Source organism: Novosphingobium sp. Sphag1I (genome assembly GCF_056279125.1).
This window is the reverse complement of sequence record NZ_JBWBQS010000009.1, coordinates 172,626-193,030: the sequence shown is the minus strand read 5'-3', so window position 1 is coordinate 193,030 and position 20,405 is coordinate 172,626. Positions and strand designations below refer to the sequence as shown.

Annotated in this window: 22 protein-coding genes and 1 tRNA gene; 11 read left to right on the top strand and 12 right to left on the bottom strand. The window is 61.9% G+C overall.

Going from position 1 to position 20,405, the window contains the following annotated elements; translation table 11 throughout:
• The first annotated feature begins 26 nt into the window (after window positions 1-26).
• From ACZ9HU_RS12640 to ACZ9HU_RS12630, 3 genes are all read left to right on the top strand, one after another.
• Window positions 27-668, top strand: a complete 642-nt coding sequence (locus ACZ9HU_RS12640; protein WP_476105403.1) for a TetR/AcrR family transcriptional regulator — start codon at window positions 27-29, stop codon at window positions 666-668.
• 76 nt (window positions 669-744) lie between these two features.
• Window positions 745-1,083: a hypothetical protein gene (locus ACZ9HU_RS12635; protein ID WP_476105401.1), complete on the top strand. Its 339-nt coding sequence runs from the start codon at window positions 745-747 to the stop codon at window positions 1,081-1,083.
• 1 nt (window position 1,084) lies between these two features.
• Window positions 1,085-2,398 carry an Hsp70 family protein gene (locus ACZ9HU_RS12630; protein WP_476105399.1) on the top strand — a complete coding sequence of 438 codons (1,314 nt, stop codon included), beginning with the start codon at window positions 1,085-1,087 and terminating at the stop codon, window positions 2,396-2,398.
• 101 nt (window positions 2,399-2,499) lie between these two features.
• Here ACZ9HU_RS12630 and ACZ9HU_RS12625 read toward each other — a convergent pair.
• The 4 genes from ACZ9HU_RS12625 to ACZ9HU_RS12610 form a co-directional block, all read right to left on the bottom strand.
• Window positions 2,500-2,575: transfer RNA gene (locus tag ACZ9HU_RS12625), tRNA-Val, on the bottom strand.
• A gap of 90 nt (window positions 2,576-2,665) precedes the next feature.
• A complete protein-coding gene (locus ACZ9HU_RS12620) occupies window positions 2,666-4,942 on the bottom strand; it encodes a putative bifunctional diguanylate cyclase/phosphodiesterase (protein WP_476105397.1) in 2,277 nt (758 codons plus the stop codon).
• A gap of 107 nt (window positions 4,943-5,049) precedes the next feature.
• Window positions 5,050-6,531, bottom strand: coding sequence for a methyl-accepting chemotaxis protein (locus tag ACZ9HU_RS12615; RefSeq protein WP_476105396.1), 1,482 nt, complete (start codon window positions 6,529-6,531; stop codon window positions 5,050-5,052).
• Window positions 6,532-6,660: 129 nt separating this feature from the next.
• Window positions 6,661-7,245: a TlpA family protein disulfide reductase gene (locus ACZ9HU_RS12610; protein ID WP_476105394.1), complete on the bottom strand. Its 585-nt coding sequence runs from the start codon at window positions 7,243-7,245 to the stop codon at window positions 6,661-6,663.
• Window positions 7,246-7,264: 19 nt separating this feature from the next.
• On the opposite strand from ACZ9HU_RS12610, the gene argH reads away from it, so the two are divergent.
• The 7 genes from argH (at window position 7,265) to ACZ9HU_RS12575 (ending at window position 13,355) form a co-directional block, all read left to right on the top strand.
• On the top strand, window positions 7,265-8,638 hold the full coding sequence (gene argH / locus ACZ9HU_RS12605; RefSeq protein WP_476105439.1) for an argininosuccinate lyase: 1,374 nt from the start codon (window positions 7,265-7,267) through the stop codon (window positions 8,636-8,638).
• A gap of 7 nt (window positions 8,639-8,645) precedes the next feature.
• A complete protein-coding gene (locus tag ACZ9HU_RS12600) occupies window positions 8,646-8,888 on the top strand; it encodes a hypothetical protein (RefSeq protein ID WP_476105393.1) in 243 nt (80 codons plus the stop codon).
• Window positions 8,889-8,926: 38 nt separating this feature from the next.
• Window positions 8,927-10,186, top strand: coding sequence for a diaminopimelate decarboxylase (gene lysA / locus ACZ9HU_RS12595; RefSeq protein ID WP_476105391.1), 1,260 nt, complete (start codon window positions 8,927-8,929; stop codon window positions 10,184-10,186).
• A 249-nt stretch (window positions 10,187-10,435) separates the two neighbouring features.
• On the top strand, window positions 10,436-11,224 hold the full coding sequence (locus ACZ9HU_RS12590; RefSeq protein ID WP_476105389.1) for a precorrin-2 dehydrogenase/sirohydrochlorin ferrochelatase family protein: 789 nt from the start codon (window positions 10,436-10,438) through the stop codon (window positions 11,222-11,224).
• 99 nt (window positions 11,225-11,323) lie between these two features.
• The gene (locus ACZ9HU_RS12585; RefSeq protein WP_476105388.1) at window positions 11,324-11,470 is read left to right on the top strand and encodes a hypothetical protein; all 147 of its coding nucleotides are present in this window, start codon (window positions 11,324-11,326) and stop codon (window positions 11,468-11,470) included.
• 17 nt (window positions 11,471-11,487) lie between these two features.
• Entirely contained in the window at window positions 11,488-12,453 is a 966-nt protein-coding gene (locus ACZ9HU_RS12580) for a hypothetical protein (protein WP_476105387.1), read from the top strand.
• Window positions 12,453-13,355 carry a transposase gene (locus ACZ9HU_RS12575; protein WP_476105385.1) on the top strand — a complete coding sequence of 301 codons (903 nt, stop codon included), beginning with the start codon at window positions 12,453-12,455 and terminating at the stop codon, window positions 13,353-13,355. The genes ACZ9HU_RS12580 and ACZ9HU_RS12575 overlap by 1 nt, the downstream gene beginning before the upstream one ends.
• Window positions 13,356-13,604: 249 nt before the next feature.
• Here the strand turns inward: ACZ9HU_RS12575 and ACZ9HU_RS12570 are convergent, their stop codons facing one another.
• Genes ACZ9HU_RS12570 through pyrE form a run of 8 tightly spaced genes read right to left on the bottom strand, consistent with a single transcriptional unit; the run spans window position 13,605 to window position 19,200 of the window.
• Window positions 13,605-13,760, bottom strand: coding sequence for a hypothetical protein (locus ACZ9HU_RS12570; protein ID WP_476105384.1), 156 nt, complete (start codon window positions 13,758-13,760; stop codon window positions 13,605-13,607).
• A complete protein-coding gene (ruvX, locus tag ACZ9HU_RS12565; RefSeq protein WP_476105383.1) occupies window positions 13,754-14,233 on the bottom strand; it encodes a Holliday junction resolvase RuvX in 480 nt (159 codons plus the stop codon). The genes ACZ9HU_RS12570 and ruvX overlap by 7 nt, the downstream gene beginning before the upstream one ends.
• On the bottom strand, window positions 14,221-15,411 hold the full coding sequence (locus tag ACZ9HU_RS12560; protein WP_476105382.1) for a DUF3089 domain-containing protein: 1,191 nt from the start codon (window positions 15,409-15,411) through the stop codon (window positions 14,221-14,223). Before ACZ9HU_RS12560 ends, ruvX begins: the two co-directional genes overlap by 13 nt.
• A 7-nt stretch (window positions 15,412-15,418) precedes the next feature.
• Complete coding sequence (locus tag ACZ9HU_RS12555; protein ID WP_476105381.1) at window positions 15,419-16,546, bottom strand: AI-2E family transporter; 1,128 nt, start codon at window positions 16,544-16,546, stop codon at window positions 15,419-15,421.
• Between the two features lie 2 nt (window positions 16,547-16,548).
• On the bottom strand, window positions 16,549-17,427 hold the full coding sequence (lepB, locus tag ACZ9HU_RS12550) for a signal peptidase I (RefSeq protein WP_476105438.1): 879 nt from the start codon (window positions 17,425-17,427) through the stop codon (window positions 16,549-16,551).
• A gap of 40 nt (window positions 17,428-17,467) precedes the next feature.
• Window positions 17,468-17,869 (bottom strand): holo-ACP synthase, encoded by a 402-nt coding sequence (acpS, locus tag ACZ9HU_RS12545; protein ID WP_476105380.1) that lies wholly within the window; start codon window positions 17,867-17,869, stop codon window positions 17,468-17,470.
• Between the two features lie 3 nt (window positions 17,870-17,872).
• The gene (locus ACZ9HU_RS12540) at window positions 17,873-18,616 is read right to left on the bottom strand and encodes a pyridoxine 5'-phosphate synthase (protein ID WP_476105378.1); all 744 of its coding nucleotides are present in this window, start codon (window positions 18,614-18,616) and stop codon (window positions 17,873-17,875) included.
• The gene (gene pyrE, locus ACZ9HU_RS12535) at window positions 18,616-19,200 is read right to left on the bottom strand and encodes an orotate phosphoribosyltransferase (RefSeq protein WP_476105376.1); all 585 of its coding nucleotides are present in this window, start codon (window positions 19,198-19,200) and stop codon (window positions 18,616-18,618) included. The genes ACZ9HU_RS12540 and pyrE overlap by 1 nt, the downstream gene beginning before the upstream one ends.
• Before the next feature lie 207 nt (window positions 19,201-19,407).
• Here pyrE and coxB point away from each other — a divergent pair, with 207 nt between their 5' ends.
• On the top strand, window positions 19,408-20,394 hold the full coding sequence (gene coxB / locus ACZ9HU_RS12530; protein WP_476105375.1) for a cytochrome c oxidase subunit II: 987 nt from the start codon (window positions 19,408-19,410) through the stop codon (window positions 20,392-20,394).
• The last annotated feature ends 11 nt before the right edge of the window (window positions 20,395-20,405 follow it).

Genomic DNA, 20,405 nt, shown 5'->3' with positions numbered 1-20,405 from the left:
AGTCGGACATGAATGAGAGAGCAAAGATGAGCGTTCAGCCCGGCAACAAGCCCCAGCCCAACCGCCGGGACAAAAGCAACCGGCGCGAGGAACTGGCGCAGGGCGCGCTCGAAGTGCTGGGCGAACATGGCAGCAGGGGCTTTACCCATCGCGCGCTGGACCGCCATCTGGGCCTGCCCGAAGGCACGACATCGGCCTATTTCCGGCGGCGAGAGGATCTGGTCGCCATGGCCATCCGCACCGTCTTTGCCCGCGATGCACAGCAGATGGATGGAATTGTCGACCGCATCGAAAGCCTTTGCGGCGATCGGCCCAGCGTCGAGGTCGTGGCGCAATGCTGTTTCGACATGTGGCAATTCGTTTCGGCGCAGGCGCGCGGCACACTGGTATTGGCGCGTTATGAATGTTTTCTGATGGCGCGACGTGATCCCGAACTGATGCAACTGGTCGAAAATGTCATGTTGGCGCGCCAGACACGGTGGGAGCCGATCTTTGCCCGGCTGGGTTCACGCGATCCGGCGGCATCGGCGCGTCAGATCGGCCTTTTGCTGCGCAGTCTGTTTTTCTCGGAAATCTTCTTTCCTTCTGCGCTGCGCACGACGCCCACGCCCATCGACCTCGACTTCTTTTGCCGCGAGGTAAAGAGCGCCGCCTTCTCTATCGCGTGATCGACATGTCCCGGTGGCAATAGCCGATGCGCCCGCTATAGGGGGCATAACAGACACAGGCATTTCAGGCGACAACATGGCCCGCAAACATTCCAAGCGTGATCCCTATGGCGATCTTCACAATGAAGAAGAGGCGCCCGTCGAAGCCGTGCCCTGCTGGCTGTGCGGGCGGCCCACGGGTTCGACGATCGTGTGGCATCACCCCATCCCCAAAAGCCGGGGCGGGCGCGACGTCGTGCCCATGCATGGCATTTGCCAGCAGACGTTGATCGTCAATTTCACCAATTCCGAATTGCAGCGTTACGGCATGGATGTCGAAGGGCTTCTGGCCAATCCGGCGGTGCGCAAATTCGTCGATTGGGTGGCCAACAAAGACCCCGATTTCACCGCGACCATCGCCAAAAAGCAGCGTTGATATGACCGCCACGCGCGCCATCGGCATCGATTTCGGCACGACCAATTCGGTCATGGCCCTTGCATCGGATACGCATGATGCACGGATGATCGACTATGCCGCCCCCAATGGCGCGACCTCGGTGTTCCGCTCGGCCCTGTGTTTTTGGCAGGACGAGGCCTTTCGCGGCGGATTGGCGCATGAGGCGGGGCCTTGGGCGATTGCCGAATATCTCGATTTTCCGCAGGGTAGCCGTTTCCTGCAATCGTTCAAATCCGTGGCGGCCAGCGCGACGTTCGAACATGCCAACCTGTTTGAAAAGCGTTTGCGGTTTGAGGAATTGGGCCAGATTTTCCTGACCCATCTGATGAACCATGGCGGCAATCCGATGAAGGATGCGCCCGATTGCGTCGTGGTGGGTCGTCCGGTGCGCTATGTGGGGTCGCGCCCAGATGTGGCGCTGGCGCGTCGGCGTTATGATGCGATGTTTTCGATGCTGGGGCGTCCGGTTCATTATGTCTATGAACCTTTGGGCGCGGCCTACAGCTTTGCCTCGCGGTTGAGTGATCCGGCCACGTTGCTGGTGGCGGATTTCGGCGGCGGCACCAGCGACTTTTCCATTGTGCGGGTCGAGGCGCCCGGTGCGGCGCGGCGCTGCATCCCGCTGGCCTCGGCAGGGATAGGTATTGCCGGGGACCGGTTTGACTATCGCATCATGGATCATCTTGTCCTGCCGTTGCTGGGCAAGGGCGGCACTTATCGTTCCTTTGACAAGGAATTGGAGATTCCCGCCGGCCATTTTGCCGATTTCGGCGACTGGTCGCGATTGGCGCTGATGCGCAACCGGCGCAAGCTGGAGGAGCTGGCCCGCTTGCAACGCAGCGCGACCGATCCGGCCGCCATCGGGCGCATGATCACCATTGTCGAGCAGGAATTGGGCTATGCGCTCTATGATGCCGTGGGCCAACTCAAGCGCACGCTTTCGAGCGAGGCCCATGCTCATTTCAGTTTCGCCGACGCCGATCTGACCATCGAGGCCGAGGTCAGCCGCAGCGAGTTTGAAGCATGGATCGAGCCGGACCTGCATCGCATGGCCGAAACGGTCGATACGGTGCTGGATCGCGCAGGGCTGGGGCCGGAACAGATTGACCATGTGTTCCTGACGGGTGGCTCCTCGCTGATCCCCGCGGTGCGCCGCCTGTTCGAAGGCCGCTTTGGCGAACAGCGTCTGGCGAGCGGGAATGAACTGACCAGCATCGCGCATGGTCTTGCCCTGATCGGCAATGCGCCGGATTTGCAGGACTGGGTCGTGGCGGACGAGGAAGATTTGGTCTGAACCACGCCGATGACGGGCGGTGCGAAAACAGCGCACTGCCTGTTCAAAGTGCTGCGAATTTTCAGGACGGGGCCATCATTGGGCCGGTTTATCCATGGGAATGGTGGGCGATGACGGGCTCGAACCGCCGACCCTCTCGGTGTAAACGAGATGCTCTACCAACTGAGCTAATCGCCCCAATCACGGGAAGCGGGCAACTAGGCGGTTTTTATCGGGGCGTCAACAGGGGCGCGCGGCATTTTTTTGCGCGACCGATGATGCTTCACATCAATGCTTTGCGCGTTGCCCCACCGCGCGCGGCGGGCATTGCAATTCGGGGAAATGGTCGGCGGGCATGGCGCGGGAAAAAAGGAAGCCCTGCGCCTGATCACAGCCTTCTTCGAGCAGGACATGCATTTGATGCTCGTTTTCCACTCCTTCGGCGGTGGTGGTCATGCCCATCGCATGGGCCAGCGCGATAACGGCGCGGACAATCGGCAGCGTCTCGTTGCTTTCGCCCAGTCCTTTAAGGAAGCAGCGGTCGATCTTGATCTTGTCGAAGGGAAACGCGCGCAGGTAATTGAGCGAGGAATAGCCCGTGCCGAAATCATCCAGCGCCACCCGCACCCCCAATGAACGCAGCCGGTGCAACAGGGCGGCATGAACCGCATTATCCTTGAGCAGGACGTTTTCGGTGATTTCCAGTTCCAGCCGGTTGGGCTTGATGCCATTTTCGGCAATCGCCTGCATGACGGTGGAAATCAGGCCCGCGCTGCGCAATTGGGCGGGCGACAGGTTGACCGCGATCCGCAGATGATCGGGCCAATGCGCCATCTGCTGACACGCACGACGGATAACCCAATCGCCCAGCGGGACGACAAGACCCGTCTCTTCGGCAAGCGAAATGAACAGGTCGGGCATGACCATGCCGCGCGTCGGGTGATGCCATCGCACCAACGCCTCATAGGCCACGGTCTGACGCGTGCGGACATCGATCAGGGGTTGGTAATGAAGTTCAAACTGCCCTTCGGTCAAGGCAGTGCGGAGATCCATCTCCAATTCCCGGCGCAGGGTGGCGGCTTCATCCATGCCCGGTTCGAAATGGGAAAACACACCACGCCCGCGCCCCTTGGCGACATAGAGCGCCAGATCGGCCTGTTTCATCAAGGTGGCGGCATCGGTTTCCTCCGCCGTGCTGATCGCAATGCCGATGCTGGTGGAGGTCAGAACCTGTCCGTCGTCGATCAGGCAAGGGTGGCGCACCGTTTCGATGATGCGCTGGGCCGCCTTTTCCGCGATCCTTTCCACGTGGCGCCCGTGCATCAGCACGGCAAATTCATCACCGCCCAATCGCGCCACCAGATCATCCTTGCGCACACAGGATTCGATACGGCGTGCGATTTCGCACAGCAATTTGTCGCCTACCGGATGGCCCAACGTGTCATTGATCGCCTTGAACCGGTCCAGATCGAGATAGAGCACCGCCACCCCGTGATCATGCGACCGGCGGCGCAGCAGCGCCCCGGCCAGCGTTTCATTGAACAGGAAGCGATTGGCCAAATTGGTCAGCCCGTCATAATGGGCCATGTGGCTGACACGCGCTTCGGCGCGTTTTTGGGCGGTGACATCGCGCGCGACGCCGCGCATCCCGTCCTGCCACGGCTGGGCCGAAAGTGTCCACCAATGCGGCGATCCGTCCAGGGTCAATGGCAATGTCAAATCCCGAAACGGCGTCCGCTGGGCCAGATGGATCGATAGTCTTTCGGTTTCCCGGCAAGGTTCGAACAGGCCGGTCAGCGGTTCATTCTCCAGCAATTGCCATGCGCGCCGGGCCGCATCGCCAAAACGCGGGCTGGGGTCGATGATGCGTCCATCGGCGTCGACCTTCCACAACCAGTCGGCCGATTGCGCCTCGAAATCATTGAGCAGCAATTGCACCGTGGCGCCCGCCTCGCGCAATTCCTCGCGCGCGTAATAGGCCTTGGCAAATTCGCGCTGGCTTTGAAACGCGCCGCGCGAAAGGATCAGCAGATAGGAGGTGCAGAACAAAGCCCCGATCCACAATTGCGCGCCCGGAAACAGCGCCCATGCGACGACCGTGCCCAGACAGATCGGCGCCATGAACATCATCGCGGCAATCGCCATCGTCGAATAGGTCAGAACCGATGCGCCCACCATCCCGCCCGACAGAATGGCCAGAACGGAAAATTGCTGAATATCGGCGACACTGGCCGCCGCGGCGATGCCCGTGCCCCACAATATACCATTGATCAGCGCAATGGCGTGGATTTGCCAAAGGTCTCGGTCCGGGTCGGCGTCCTGCCACCCTTCGCGGCGGCGTTTGAAAACAAGGGACAGCCTGAACCCCGCCACCACCAGAATGCAGCCCAGCCAGCCCAGCACCAAGCCCGGATAAGGCGAGGACAACATGGTCAGGCAGGCCGCAATGGCATTGAGCGTGCCGCCAACCGCCCCCGTCACCGCGCGCCGCAGATTATCCTCGATCCTTACGATCAAAAGCTGGCGGTCGGTGCCGCCCGTCGGATGGGGCAAGGGGTGAGGCATGGGTGACGTGCCGGATGTATCCTGTGGCTTTGGCCAGGGTTGGTAGGCCCGTTGAAGTGGTTACTCTATCATAGCCTGAATGCCTTGTGCAGGCCGCGTATAAAGGCTCACGCCGCCCTTTCGGCGGCTGGCATACGCCCGCTGCGCGTATCGACCCAGACCTCGCTGTTGCCGTCTCGGATACGGTTGCGGCGTTCAAAGGTGAACTGGCCCACAATAGAGGCCATGCTGGCGGCCTGATCCGACAATCCGCGCGCGGCGGCGTTCGATTCCTCGACCATGGCGGCGTTCTGCTGGGTGTTGAGGTCGATCTGTTGCAATTGGGCGTTCAGCGCCTTCATGCTTTCGGATTGTTGTTCAGAGAAGCTGGCGATGTCGCCCGCCTTGCTGCTGGTATCGTCCAGCCGCCCGATGATCTGGTTCAACGCATCGCGCATCTGTTCGACCAGTTCGGCGCCGTGCTGCACATCTTCATTCGAGGTGACGATAAGGGTCTTGATGTTCTTGGCCGATTCGGTGGTGCGATGGGCAAGGGCGCGCACTTCGCTGGCCACGACCGCAAAGCCTTTGCCGGCCTCGCCCGCGCGGGCGGCCTCGACCCCGGCGTTAAGGGCAAGGAGGTTGGTCTGAAACGCTATCGAATCGATCACATCGACGATCTGGGCGATTTCGGTGGCCGAATTCTTGATCTTTTCCATGGCGATGACGGTCGAATCCATGATCCGTCCGCCCTTGCTGGCATGGCCCGATACTTCGGCCACCGATCCATCAACATCGCGCGCATTGCCCGCGGTGGTGGTGATGTTGACGGTCACCTCGCGCATGACTTCGGAAATATGCGCGACCGATGCGGCCTGCTGTTCGGTGCGGTTGGCAAGGTCATTGGCCGCGCAGCTGATTTCATGCGCGCCCGATTTCACGCCATGGGCCGCATCGGTCATCTGGATGACCAGATTGCTGATCTGATGGCGCATATTGTGGAAATCGGCAGCCAGTTGTTTGTAGGCGGGCGGCACCTCTCCCAATTGGGCGCGCAGATTGCCTCCGGCCACTTCGCCCATCGCCTTGCTCATGGCGGCGATGATGTCATTGCGCTGGGCCGCTTCGGCGTCGAAATAGGCGCTGAGCGCCGCTTCCATATCGAACAGCGCGGTTTTGACCAGAGTGGCCACCGCCTTGGCCCGGCTGCGTTTTTGCCAGGGAAAGCTGAAACCCTTGAGCGAATCCTCGATGATGGTTTCCAGAACCAGCGCATAACCGCTGATGTAAAGATCCGGCTCCAGTCCGACGCGGGCGTGGATATTGCCGATCTTTGTCGCGCGGGCGACGGCCGCTTCGTCAAAGGATGAACCGAAAAGCGAGAGCCAGTGCTGAAGCTGGGCGCTGGCGGCGCGTTCGCGTTGTTCGGTGGATGAGAGGATTTTCGAGGCCACCGGATGGCTGGCAATCGCGGCATAGAGCCGGTCTAGCGCACGCGGGGCATATCGGGCAACCATCGCGCGGATGGCGGGGAACACGCTCAAATTTGACGAATCAATTGTCGCGACTGTCTCCCGGCGCGCGCGCGTCGGTGTAGAGTTACCCTGCATGGATCCGATCCCCTCTGTCGGAGTGGAATTATGATTTGGTCTCCTCTGATACGCTTGGGTGGTTAAATCAGGGGCAAGTGGCCTACAGGGGATTCACCTGATGCCATTTGCCCCTGTTCAATCGGCCGATTATTCGGCCAGAAGTTTGGCGGCTTCCGCGCCGGCCCAATCCTTGCCGCCATTGATGCGCCATACTTCGCGCCCCTGTGCATCGTAATAGATCGATGCGGGCAGGGTGGTTACCTGCCACTGGGTCGCGGCGGTGCCTTCGGGGTCGAGCCATGGTTCGAGCGCATCCCCGCCCTTTGCTTTCAGGAAGGCGGCGACCTTGTCCTTGGCCGCCTCGCTGTCCTGCGACACGGTCAGAACGCGGATCTTTCCGCCCGAGGCCAGTTTGTTGAGCGCGGGCAATTCGGCAATGCACGGCCCGCACCATGTCGCCCACAGGTTGATCAGCACCGGCTTGCCTTTCAGGCTCTGCGTGCTGATCTCCTTGCCCGCCGCGTCCTTGAACGTCAGGCTGGGCAATTGCGATCCCTTGTGGCTGCGATCCAGCGCGGCGCCTTCGGCGTCCGGGGCGGTCGAACTGGCCGATGCGCTTGCTTCTGGCGGTTGCTTATCGCCGCCGCTTTGCCTATCGCAAGCCGCGATTCCGGCCACGATCAGGCCACAACCAGCGACTTTGAGGATTTTGCGCGTGAGCGAAGGTGACAACAAGGCAGGCTCCAATCAGATGTGGGGGGGGCGCTTTGCCGAAGGGCCCAGCGCCATCATGCGCGAGATTAACGCCTCGATCCCCTTCGACAAGGCCCTTTGGCGTCAGGACATCCGCGCCTCCAAGGCCCATGTCGCCATGCTGGGCGCGCAGGGGATCGTGAGCGCCGAGGATGCCGCGACCATCAGCGCGGGCCTCGACACCGTGGCGGGCGAATATGAAGTCAATGGCGTTCCGGAAAACTGGGACCTTGAAGACATTCATATGACGACCGAAAGCCGCCTTGCCGAACTGGTCGGCCCGGCGGCGGGGCGCCTGCACACCGCGCGCAGCCGCAACGATCAGGTGGCCACCGATTTCCGCCTCTGGGTGCGCGATGCGGTGGACGAGGCGCTGGCCGGCCTGAACGCCTTGCAAAAGGCGCTGGTGGCGCGTGCGGGCGAGCATGTGAATTCGATCATGCCCGGCTTTACGCACCTTCAGACCGCGCAGCCGGTGACGCTGGGCCATCACCTGATGGCCTATTACGAAATGGCCGCGCGCGATGTGTCGCGCTTTGCCGACGCTCGCGCACGCATGAACCAGTCGCCTTTGGGCAGCGCCGCGCTGGCGGGCACCGGTTTTCCCATCGACCGTTTTGCCACGGCCAAGGCGCTGGATTTTGACCGCCCGACCGATAACAGCCTCGATTCGGTGTCGGACCGCGATTTCGCGCTCGATTACCTGATGGCGGCGGCGCAATGCTCGCTGCACCTCTCGCGTCTGGCCGAGGAATTCATCATCTGGGCTTCGCAGCCCTTCGGCTTTGTCCGCCTGCCCGACAGTCTTTCGACCGGCAGCAGCATCATGCCGCAAAAGAAGAACCCCGACGCCGCCGAACTGGTGCGCGGTCATGCCGGGCGCATCATCGGTTCTCTGACCAGCCTGATGATTACGATGAAGGGCCTGCCTCTGGCCTATTCGAAGGATATGCAGGACGACAAGCCGCCGGTGTTTGAGGCTGCGGGCCTGCTGACGCTGTGCCTTGCCGCGATGACGGGCATGGTGGAAAGCACCACCTTCCGCACCGACCGCATGCGTCAGGCCGCCGAACTGGGCTATGCCACAGCGACCGATCTGGCCGACTGGCTGGTGCGTCAGGCGAATATCCCCTTCCGCGAGGCGCACCACATCACCGGCGCTGCGGTCAAGCTGGCCGAAAGCAAGGGGATTGCGCTGGATCAGCTTAGCCTTGATGAATTGCAGGCGATCGACCCGCGCATCACCGATGCCGTCTATCCCGCACTTTCGGTCGAAGCATCCGTGGCAAGCCGCGCCAGCCATGGCGGCACGGCGCCTTCTCAGGTAGAACAGCGTGTGGCGCAGGCGCGCAACGCGCTTGGTATGGAGTAACGCCCTTATGCGTGTTGCACTTTTCCCGATGGTTGCGCTTTTGGCGCTGGCGGGCTGCGGCACGCAGGGCGAACTTAAACCGGCGCCGGGGCATCAATTGCCCCAGCCTCCCATCGGTCGCAAGGACCGGCCCGGCGCCAATGAGCTGCTCGGCCAGTCCACGCAGGCCCGTCCCAGCCGCAATGTGGAGCTGCACACGCGCTCTGAACCGCGCACGGACGATGCTTTCGACCTGCCGCCACAAGATTGAGCCAGGGGGCAAAAGGCCCCTTCAGGATTTGAGAAAACATGGATCATTTTCATTACGTTGACGGCGTTCTTCATGCCGAAGACACCGCCATTCCCGCTATTGCCCGCGCTGTGGGCACGCCGGTTTACATCTATTCGGCCGCCACGCTGACCCGCCACGCCCGCGTGTTTCGCGAGGCTCTGTCGATCCTGCCGTCCACCCATATTGCCTTTGCGGTCAAGTCGAACCCCAATCTGGCGGTTTTGAAGCTGCTGGCGCGCGAAGGTTACGGCGCGGATGTGGTGTCGGCGGGCGAGATGGATCGCGCTCTGGCCGCCGGCATTCCGGCGGAGGGCGTCGTGTTTTCCGGCGTTGGCAAGACGGCCGATGAACTGACCCGCGGGGTCAAGGCCGGGATTGGCCAGTTTAACATCGAGAGCGAAGAGGAAGGCGTCGAACTGGCAGCCATCGCCGCTTCGCTCGGCCTGACGGCGCAGGCGGCTTTGCGCGTCAATCCCGATGTCGACGCGGGCACTCATGCCAAGATTTCCACCGGCATGGCGGAAAACAAGTTCGGCGTGGCTTATGACCGCGCTGCCGGGATCTATGCGCGCCTTTCGGCGCTGCCGGGCATTCAGATGCGCGGCCTTGCCGTCCATATCGGCAGCCAGTTGTCGAAGCTTCAACCGCTCGAAGACGCCTTTACCAAGATGGGCGAATTGATGCGCTCCATCCGCGCACAGGGGCTGAGCATCACCCATATGGATCTGGGTGGCGGCATTGGCGTGCCCTACAAGGCCGATGAAGTGTTCCCCGCTCCGGCCGAATATGCCGCCATGGTGGCGCGAGTCACCGCCGATTGGGGCGTGACGCTGATGTTCGAGCCGGGCCGCGTGATTGCGGGCAATTCGGGCGTGCTGGTCACCGAAGTGGTGCGCGTGAAGGAAGGCGTCAACACGCCCTTCGTCATCGTCGATGCGGCGATGAATGACCTTGCCCGCCCGGCGCTTTATGGTTCGTGGCATGATTTTCTGGCCGTCGAACCCAATGGTGAAAAGTTCACGGCCAATATCGTTGGCCCGATCTGCGAATCTTCCGACACTTTTGCCATGGGCCGCGAAATCGACGTGGTGAAGGCGGGCGACCTTTGCGTGTTCCGTACGGCCGGCGCGTATGGCGCGACCATGGCCAACACCTATAACAGCCGCGCGCTGGTGCCCGAAGTGATGGTCAATGGCGATCAGTGGGCGATCGTGGCGAATCGGATCGATCCGGCCGCTATTCTGGCGGCGGAGCAGGTGCCGGACTGGTTGAAGTAAAAGGTTTTGCCTCCGGCGGGCAAAGGGCGGGGGCCCTTTGCAAACCCATTTTGGGGTGGCGTTTGGTTGGCCGGGGTGTTGATCTGATTATATAAAGCCTGCGGCGCTGGTAAAGGGCGCCGCAGGCTTTCATATTTCTAACGCCGCGTCCGACACTTAAACGCCGAACCCGTGGCGCAACGCCGACAGTAACGGAAGCGCGAGGGTCTAGACCCTCGCATAAATTCCCTATCCTTCTATAATTGCGCCATGATCGACGCTCTCCCCCTGTTTCACCGTATCAAGGATCAACCTGTCATCGTTCTGGGCGATGGTGATGCGGCGGATGCCAAAAGCCGTCTTGTCCTTCGCGCAGGGGGCCGGGTGATCACCACTGTTGAGGAAGGATTGGGACAGGGCGCGAGGCTTGCTTTTGTGGCCTATGAAGACCGCGCCGCCGCGCAGGAGCAGGCCGACGCTCTGCGCAGGGCGGGCTTGTTGGTCAATGTCGTGGACCAGCCGGATCTTTGCGATTTCACGACGCCTTCGATTCTGGATCGATCGCCTGTTTTGATTGCCGTGGGGACGGGCGGCGTATCGGCGGGTCTGGCCAAGCAATTGCGGTTGCGGCTTGAAGGATTGTTGCCCGAAGGGCTGGGCGCTTTGGCGCGTGCATTGGGGGCGGCGCGCGGTGCCTTGCGTTCGCGATGGCCCGATGCGGGTGATCGGCGTCGCGCGCTGGACACCGCTTTGGTTCAGGGCGGCATGCTCGACCCGCTTGATGACGGCAGCGCCGGGCGCGTGGAGGCATTCCTTGAGGGAACCAATATTGAGAATTTTCGCACTTGCCAGATCGTCCTGACATCGCCCGATCCCGATGATCTGACGCTTCGTCAGGCCCGCTGGCTGGGGGCGGCCGATGGGGTTGCCTATGAAATCGGCGTTCCCGATGCCATCCTGTCACGCGCCCGTGCCGACGCCGTGAAGGTGTCTATTGAGCAAGGCGGGCACTTTTGTCCAAGAGAAGGCGTGTGGGTACACGTCCAAATGGTGAAGTGATAAGATACAACAATTACGGCATTTTAATTTACGCTTTCGCAATTTGCAAAGCACCCTCTGATTATATTAGGCAACGCACTAATCAGAGGAGGCCAAGTCATGGAACTACCCAAGATCGATGCGCTCGATTTGCCCGATCTTCCCGAAGCGGTTGGCGTGTTCGGCAGCCAGCATCAAAGTCATGGTGTCGGTTCTGATGATACTTTGATTGTGCTGATGGTATTTCTCTACGACATTTACGCCTAACCGAATTGGATGGTTTGATGCGGGTGCATCCCGAAATTGATGCGCTGCGGATTGACGACACGCCGCAGCGCGATGCGCAAAACCGGTTGTTTCAGGCCCACGAGGAATGGGCGCAAAACAGCGACAGCACCGCCATCTTTGTCGATTTGGCACGTTTTGCCCAAGGCGCTGAATTGGCACAATGTCCTGAACTGGCCGGCTTGTTTACATCGGGCGGCAACCGCGGCGTTATCTGGGTTCATGATTTGATCAGGGCAATGGCGCAGACTTTGTCCCATCACCCGCTTGGTCAGGTGCCATTGCGGCATTTCACCAACGGCATCACGTCAAGCCTTCTGCTCGGCCGGTCCGGCGAAACGACCTTGGCGCTTGTCAGCGTTGATGGCACCGGATTGGCCGCACAAAGCCCGAGCCCGGCGGTCAACTTTGCCCCTTTGGAAACGCATGAACATATTTTGGCCGGTTATGCGCAGGCTGAACTGGTAGGTTGCGATCAGGCCGGCCTGCCGCAGGTTGAACTGAAGTGCGAAAATCTGTCCCTTTCGCCCGGTTCGGTCATGATACGGGATGGGGCAAAGCAGGCCTTGCGGCTTTGCCGTATTGATGGAACATTGGTGTCGCTGCGATTACAGCGACGCCCGCGCCGGGGCGGCGTCAGCCACGCCTATTGCCTGTCCAGCGGCCGCCTGCTGCACCGGGCGGCGGGTGTGATGCGGGAAAGCCGCCATGCCTTGATGATCAACCTGCTGGGCCGGATGGGACGCCGCGACGCGTTGCCGGTTCTGACCGAAATGGCGTGTGAACAGGCGGGCGACGACCTGCGCTGGCAAGCGGTCCGTGAGGGTCTGGGGCTGGACACGGCGCAGGGATTTCAAACCCTTTGCGCGATTGCGGACCGGCAAGGGGACAGTTTGAGCCATTCGGCCCGTACTCTGCGCGATCATTTGGTCAGGCAGTATCCCATGTTGGCGGATATGGCCTGATGCCGCTGGTTGTTGACGTCGGAAATGAAGGCGCGATCTGTTTGGACGAGGCGCGAGAGCGGCTGGCCAGCGCCATTTTTTCTCCGTGTGATCGGGAAAGTGTGCAAGCAACGGCGCTTGTGCTGCGCCAACTTGGCAATAATCGCGAATTTCTGGGCGATTTGATATTGGATGAACTGTCCCGGCGCCATTGTGAGGATGCCGATGACAACGCCTATGGTCCCCAGGCGATCATGCTGGGGCGGGCGGGTGAGAGTTGCCTGTTGCGCGCCAGCATCTGGCCATCACATAACGAACCCGTGATGCGCAACAGCGGCGCGTCGGCCTTTGTCTATGGCTTGCCGCATGACCATAATTTTGACTTTCTGACGCTTGGCTATTTCGGTCCGGGGTATCAAAGCGATTGCTATGAAGCAGATTATGGCGACATCGACGGCTATCTGTGCGAACCAATTGGTCTGACCCCAACGGGCCGTTTCACGTTGGGTGAAGGCGACATCCATTTCTATCGCGCCCATGTCGATGTCCACGCGCAAATGCCTGCCGATGCCCTCTCGGTCTCGCTCAACATCCTGCGTACCGGCGGGGCGCAGGGCTGGCTCGATCAATACCGCTTTGATCTGAGCAAGGGTGAGATTGCAGGCCAATTGGCCCATGGCGCCAGCGAGGCCTTCATCCACATCGCCGTCGGACTGGGCGGTGAGGAGGCGCTCGATCTGGCGGAACGCTTTGCCACGCATCACCCCAGCGGGCGGATGCGCCTTCACGCGCTTGACGCCTTGGCCAGCGTGGCGGGCGATGATACCGCGCGCGATGCCCTGTGGGCGCGGGCTGAAACCGGCGGCAATCGAATGGTGGCGATGGAGGCTTTGGCCCGGCGGAGGGGCTTGAGCGGGAGTTGAAGGATAATGGACGTTTTGCCTCCGGCGGGCAAAGGGCGGGGGCCCTTTGCAATCCCGTTATGGGGTGGCGTTTGGTTGGCGGTGATGTGGGTGGGACAATGGATTGAAGGCCTGCGGCGCGGGACCGTTTCGTGGGTTGGCGCCGCAGGCTTTGATCCTGAAACATGGTGTCCGACACAAAACGCCGAACCCCAAACACAACGCGGACAGTAAAGGGAGCGCGAGGGTCTGGACCCTCGCATTCTCATTTCACCTCAAAACCAAAATCCAAAGCATCAACCCGGCAATCATCATGCCAAGAATGGTGAGACAACCAAGCCTGACCGGCTTCGGCAGCTTTTTGAAAATCCATCCCATAAGCTCGGCGACAAAATCACTGATGATGTCGCCGATGAAATTTACCACCGCATCCCGCCGGCCATGGCGTCACAGGCGGCCTGAAGGATGACCGCCGCTGCGGCGCTGTCGATGCGGGTCTTGCGCTTGGCGCGGCTCATGTCCTGATCGATCAGGCCGCGTTCGGCGCTGGCGGTGGACCAGCGTTCGTCCCACATCAGGATGGGCAGGCCCAGTACGGACAGGTTTTTCGCATAGGCGCGCGAGGATTGGGCGCGCGGCCCCGATGTGCCGTCCATGTTCAGCGGCAGGCCGATGATGATGCCCTTGATGCCGCGTTCCTTGATCAATGCCTCGATGGCCACCTTGTCCACGCTGAATTTGCCGCGCGCGATGGTTTTGCCCGGAGACGCGATGCGCCATTCCGGGTCGGCAAAGGCCGTGCCAATCGTCTGCGTGCCAAGGTCAAGGCCAAGCAGGCCGCCCCCATTGGGCAACGCGTCGCGCATATCCAGCGCGGAAAGGGTAATCAACTCAGCCATTGGCGCCACCAGCCTGCGGTCTTGTGGGTTTCGGGGGCGGGCGCTTGCGGTGCGCCCTTTGCGGGAGGCGCCCCATGCCATGCTTTGACGCGCCGCGCTACGTCTGCGCGCAAGGCGCTCCAAAACAGCGGGATGTCATAGACGTGATAATTGTTGCCTGGCGCAACAAAGGGGCCAAGTTGCGGCGCAGGCCCTATCATCAGAAACCCGTCGGGCGCGCATCGCGCCGGGACAAGGCCGGGGATCAGGCTGGCCCCGGTCAAAGCCGTATCGGGAACCAGCGTGCCGGGGTTGGCGATGGCGGGCGTTTCATCCCCCGGTCGTCCGGAAACGGGATTGACGCAAAGGAACGGGCTGTTGCCCCGCGCCCGTCCGTCAAGGCCGGGGAAACGGGCATAGGCTTCGCGTACCATGTCGGTTTCGGCCGGTTCGGCAAAGCTCTGCCACGAAATGATGCATCCGGCCTGATCGGGGCCATCGCAGGCGGGCAGGCCCATTTCGGGCAAATCATGGTCAAGGCTGACCGGCCAGCCCACCACGTAGGCCGCCGCCACGCGGGCGGCCAAGGGCTTGCCCGCAACGCGGTCCTGCATCAGATGCATCAGGTGAAACGCGCCCTGACTGTGCCCGGCAATGACGATGGGCAGGCGCGGATCGACGCTGGCCACGAAAGTGTCAAACGCGGCCAGAACATCGCCATAGGCCACATCCAGCGCCTTTCGCCCCGAAGGCCGATCGGTCAGAAACGCGCCCAGCGTCGCCTGCCGATAACGCGGTGCCCATAGTTCGGCGGCGGCGCTGAAAGGCGTGGCCAGACCGCGCAGCAGCGTTTCCGTCCGCCCCGCAATCAGCGTTTCATCAATGGAGGAGTTCCAGTGCAGCCGATCAAAATGGCTGGTCGGATGGATAAAGAACACCGCAACCGGCAGGGTCGCCTCATCCACCGGCGCGCCATTGGGGCGCCATCGCGACGGATCGCCCGGACCACCGGCCCCGCGCGAATACCACAAGCCCGGATCGTCATAGGCATTTTCGGGCAATTGTGCCGGCGCCGAAAACGGCACCACCGGCACAAAGGTGAATTGCGTTAATTCCTTGGCCCAATAGCGCAAAGCACCCAGCGCACCGATCACAAGCACCACCAGAATTGCAACGCCATAGAGAAACTTTCGCGCCAAGGGGGACCTACACCTGCTCTGTCAATTCGTCCCCATCATGCGCGATAGCGTCGCGCGCCGCCAGCCTTTCCAGCAAGACCTTGAGCATGGCCAACATCGGGTCCGCCAAGGCAAGCCCCAGAATTCCAAACAGCGCCCCCATCATCAACTGCATCGCCAGCACAAGCGCCGGGGCCAGATCGGCGGTCTTTTTGGCCACCAGAGGCACGACGATATTACCGTCGATCCCCTGAACCACGATATAAACGCCGATGCAGTATAGTCCCATGCTGGTGCCGCCCGAAAACCCGACCAGAACCATCAACAGGCCCGAAATCGGCGCGCCAATATTGGGCAGAAACGCCAAGGCCCCGGTAATCAGCCCCAACAACGTCGCCATCGGCACGCCATAGGCCGATAACGCAAGGCCGATTGTCACCCCTTCAATCGTCATGCCGACCAGACGCCCGAACAACAGGCGCCGCATCGTATGGCCCATCTGGGTGAACATCTGTTCGAAAAAGGGGCGACTTTCGCGCGGCAGCATCCATGCAAGGCCGCGCTGATAGGGCTGGGGATCAACCGCGAAATAGATGCCCAGCACAAGGACCAGAAACAGCGTCGCCATGCCGCCGAACACGCCGCTGATCACGCTGGGCAATTGGGCCACGCCCGCGATGGCCTGTTCGGTAAAGGTCTGGATCGTGCTGCGGTTGAGCGTGATCAACCGGTGGCGTTCGGCCCAATGCAGGGCTTTACCCGCCTGTGCCATCAGGATTTCGGGCAAAGCGGCGGCCTGAAGCGCGATTTGCGACCCGGCATAGGTGGCAAACCAGATGGCGAAACCCGTTGCCGCCGCCAGTACAATCGCCACGCGCCAGATGCGCGGGATCGGCAAGACCCGCCCCAGCAACCGCGCCCCGCCATCTAGCAGCGCGCCAAACACCATGCCCCCGAACACCACCATCAACGGTTCGGCCAGCACCACCAGCAAGACCATCAACCCGGCAATGCCCAGCCAGATCAGCGCCTTCTTCGCCTCATTGCGCACCATCGGGTCGCGAATGTCGGTCGGGCCGGCGCGGCGTTGACGCACCGAAAGGTGGTGGTGTGCCGGGGCGTCCGGCGGAGGCGCTTTGTGCTGGGCTTCGGGCATATCTATTTGGGTTTACCCACCAATGGCGGGCGCAGCGATGTGCCCGCGCGGCCAGACCGCAGGCCGGAAAACCACGTCAACGGGTTCCATCCGGCCGATCCGTTGAACGAATGGGTGATGAATTCCGCGCGCCCGCCCACGTCCGACAGAGGGACCGGCCCGCCAAGGCCGCGCTCTTCCAAAGGTACGCGGCTGTCGGCGGAATGGTCGCGATTGTCGCCCATGACAAAGACATGGCCTTCGGGCACGCGAATCTCTGTCATGTCGTCAAAGGGCTGCTCCATATGATCAAGGATCGTATAGGTTGCGCCATTGGGCAAGGTCTCACGCCATGCCGGGATCGAACAGACTTCCTGACCCGAAGGTTTACGTTCTTTCAGGCCGATAAAACCCGGTCCTTCGCAGGGGTAGGGGTCTTCATCGCCCCGGATCGCGTCCAGCGGGATTTCGGCGGGAGGCTCGACCGCCTGCGGCACGGGGTGACCGTTCAGGATGATCTGGCCATGGCGCAGCGCGATGCGGTCGCCGGGGCGGGCCACCACGCGTTTGATGTAATCATCGCCCGGATGGCCGCGCGGCACCACGATCACGATATCGCCATAATCGGGCGTGCCCGGCCAAATACGCCAATCCCCGCGCGGCAGGATGTGAAAGCTGGGCGAGGCCCAGTTCCAGCCATAGGGGTATTTCGACACCACCAGATGATCGCCCACCCACAGGCCCGGCAACATTGAGGCCGAGGGGATATAGAAAGGCTTGGCGATGAAAGAATGAAACGCCAGCACCGCCAGCAACATCCCGCCAAGCCCGCGCACCTCGGCCCACCAGTCGATGGGTTGTTTGGTGACGTCACTGGGTTTGGTATCGCTGGGGGCGGACATCACAAAATCGTCTTTCACAAATTCGGTTATAAAGGGGCCACTAAACCGGCAAGGCTTCGATAATCACCGTGGCGCTGGCCCAGGGCAGATCGTCGGACAACGAAAGGTGGAGGCTGGAGCGGTGCCCCGTCGGCGTGATCTGCGCCAGACGATCCACCGCGCCGCCATGCAGCAACAGCGATGGCGCGCCCAGATCATCGCGCACCACCTCTATATCGGTCATGGAAAACCCGCGCCCGATGCCTGTGCCCAGTGCCTTGGCGCAGGCCTCCTTGGCGGCCCAGCGTTTGGCCAGCGTGGCCGCGCGCATGGCGGGACGCGAATCGGCCAGAGCGATTTCGTCGGGCGTAAAGCTGCGCGCCAGAAAGCGTGCCTCGTGGCGTTCGAGCGCCGCTTCGATGCGCTCGATATTCACCAGATCATGCCCCAGCCCGACGATCATGCACTAGCCCCGCGCAGCGTCCATCAGATCACGCATCCGGCGCACCGCGTTTTCAAGGCCCACGAACACCGCCTCGCCAATCAGATAATGGCCGATGTTCAACTCGGCGATCTGGGGGATGGCGGCAACGGGTTGCACATTGTCATAGGTCAGACCGTGGCCCGCATGCGGCTCGATCCCGTTGCGCGCGGCAAGAGCGGCCATGTCGGCAAGGCGCTTTAGTTCCACCTCACGCGCGTCCCCTTCGGCATGGGCATATTCGCCGGTGTGGAATTCCACCACCGGCGCGCCAAGGCGGATCGCGGCGTCAAGCTGGCGAATTTCCGGCGCGATGAAGAGCGAAACGCGGATGCCCGCATCGGTCAAACGCTGAACGATGGGGGCAAGCCGGTTGTGCTGTCCCGCCGCGTCCAGCCCGCCCTCGGTCGTGCGTTCCTCGCGCCGCTCGGGCACGATGCAGGCGGCATGCGGCTTGTGGCGCAGCGCGATGTCAAGCATCTCGTCCGTGGCGGCCATTTCCAGGTTCAGCGGCAGCGTGGTCGCCGCCTGAATCCGCATCAGATCCTCGTCACGGATATGGCGGCGATCCTCGCGCAGATGGGCGGTGATGCCATCGCCCCCCACGGCCGCGACGATTTGCGCCGCGCGCACCGGATCAGGATGCGCGCCGCCCCGCGCGTTGCGGATCGTGGCCACATGGTCGATGTTCACACCAAGGCGCAACCGCGCAGGGGACAGCGCGTTCATTACGGCTTGGCCCGGCTGCCCGGCTTGACCGCGGGCGTTGCGGCAAGGGCGGCGGGAAGTTCGTCCGGCGCATAGGTCGGGAAATTGAGCGCGATCAGCGGATAGAAGGGCACGCCCAGATCCACCGTGCCCGCGCTGCGATCGATCAGCGAAGCCGCCGCGATCACCTTGCCGCCGGCTTCCTCGATCGCCTTGATGGCTTCGCGGCTCGACAGGCCGGTGGTCACCACGTCCTCGACCATCAGCACCTTGTCGCCCGGTTCGATGGAAAAGCCGCGGCGCAATTCGAACGTGCCGGTGGGGCGTTCGACAAACATCGCGTCCACGCCCAGCGCGCGGCCCACTTCATGGCCGATGATCAATCCGCCCATCGCGGGGCTGATGACCTTCTGGATTTCCTTGCGCAGGTCGCGCGGCAATTTCTGCGCGATGGCAATGGCCAGTCGGCTGGCGCGTTCCGGGTTCATCAACACGCGGGCGCATTGCAGATAATGCGCGCTGTGGCGCCCAGAGGAGAGCAGGAAATGCCCTTCGAGCAGGGCATGGCTGGCGCGGAATTCGGCCAGCACCTCTTCTTCGGTCATGCTTTGTCTTGCCTTCGTTCAAAAAACTGCGTGGTTTCCCGCAGGTGCGTCGCGCGCCCTGCTTCAAAATTACCCCTAGAGGCGCTTGTGGGCTGGGGCAAGCACTGGTACACCCTGTTCCTAAGGGACAAAAGTCCCGGAGCCTGTGGGACGCCGGACGAGGAGGGGGCTTTTCTTCCGAGCGGCGAAGAAGAAAGAACGTAGGCCATGATTTTGGGAGAAGTATCCGGGGCCTTCGGGCGCCGATTGTTGCGTATTGCCCTGATGGCGCTGCCGGTGCTGGCGCCGATTGCTGCCCGCGCTGGCGAGGCGGCAGACCGCTTTGCCGTGGCGCCGGGCGGTTACACCCCGATGAAGCCCACACCCGGCAAAGGTATGCCGGTCGATGGCGGGCTGACTTTCCAGACCCAATATTCACCCACGGGCCTCGAAGCCTTGTGGATGCACGATAATATCGTGATGACGGTGCTGATCGCGACCACGCTTTTCGTGCTGGCGCTGTTGATCTGGGTGGTGGTGCGTTACAACGCCCGCGCCAATCCGGTGCCCAGCAAGACGAGCCACAACACGCTGCTCGAAGTGGTGTGGACCGGGATTCCGGTGTTGATCCTGCTGGTGGTCTTCGTGCCCTCGATGAAGCTGCTGGCCCATCAGTTCAAGACCGCGCCCAAGGAAGCGCTGACCATCAAGGCGATCGGCAACCAGTGGTACTGGACCTATGCCTATCCCGATAATGGCGAGTTTGAAGTCACCAGCAACATGCTGAGCAAGGAAGAGGCCGACAAGCGGGGTGAGCCCGAACAATTGGCCGCCGACTATCGCATGGTGGTGCCGGCGGGCGAACCGATTCGCCTGCAGACCACGGGGGCGGATGTGATCCACTCCTTTGCGGTGCCCTCGCTGTGGTTCAAGCTGGACGCGGTGCCGGGGCGGATCAATGAAAAGGTGCTCTTCGTCAAAGAACCGGGCGTCTATTATGGTCAGTGCAGCGAGCTTTGCGGTGCGCGCCATGGCTATATGCCGATTGTGGTCGAGGCATTGCCCCGTCCGCAATATAATGCCTGGGTCATGACCCACGCCGGCGCCAAGATCGACGGCGCACCGGAAGCACCGGCTGCCGCCGCTGCTGCTGCGCCTGCGGCTGATGCCGCTTCGGGGACCGAGGTGGCCGCTGCCGCCTCGTCCGGCGAATAACTTTTACGCGA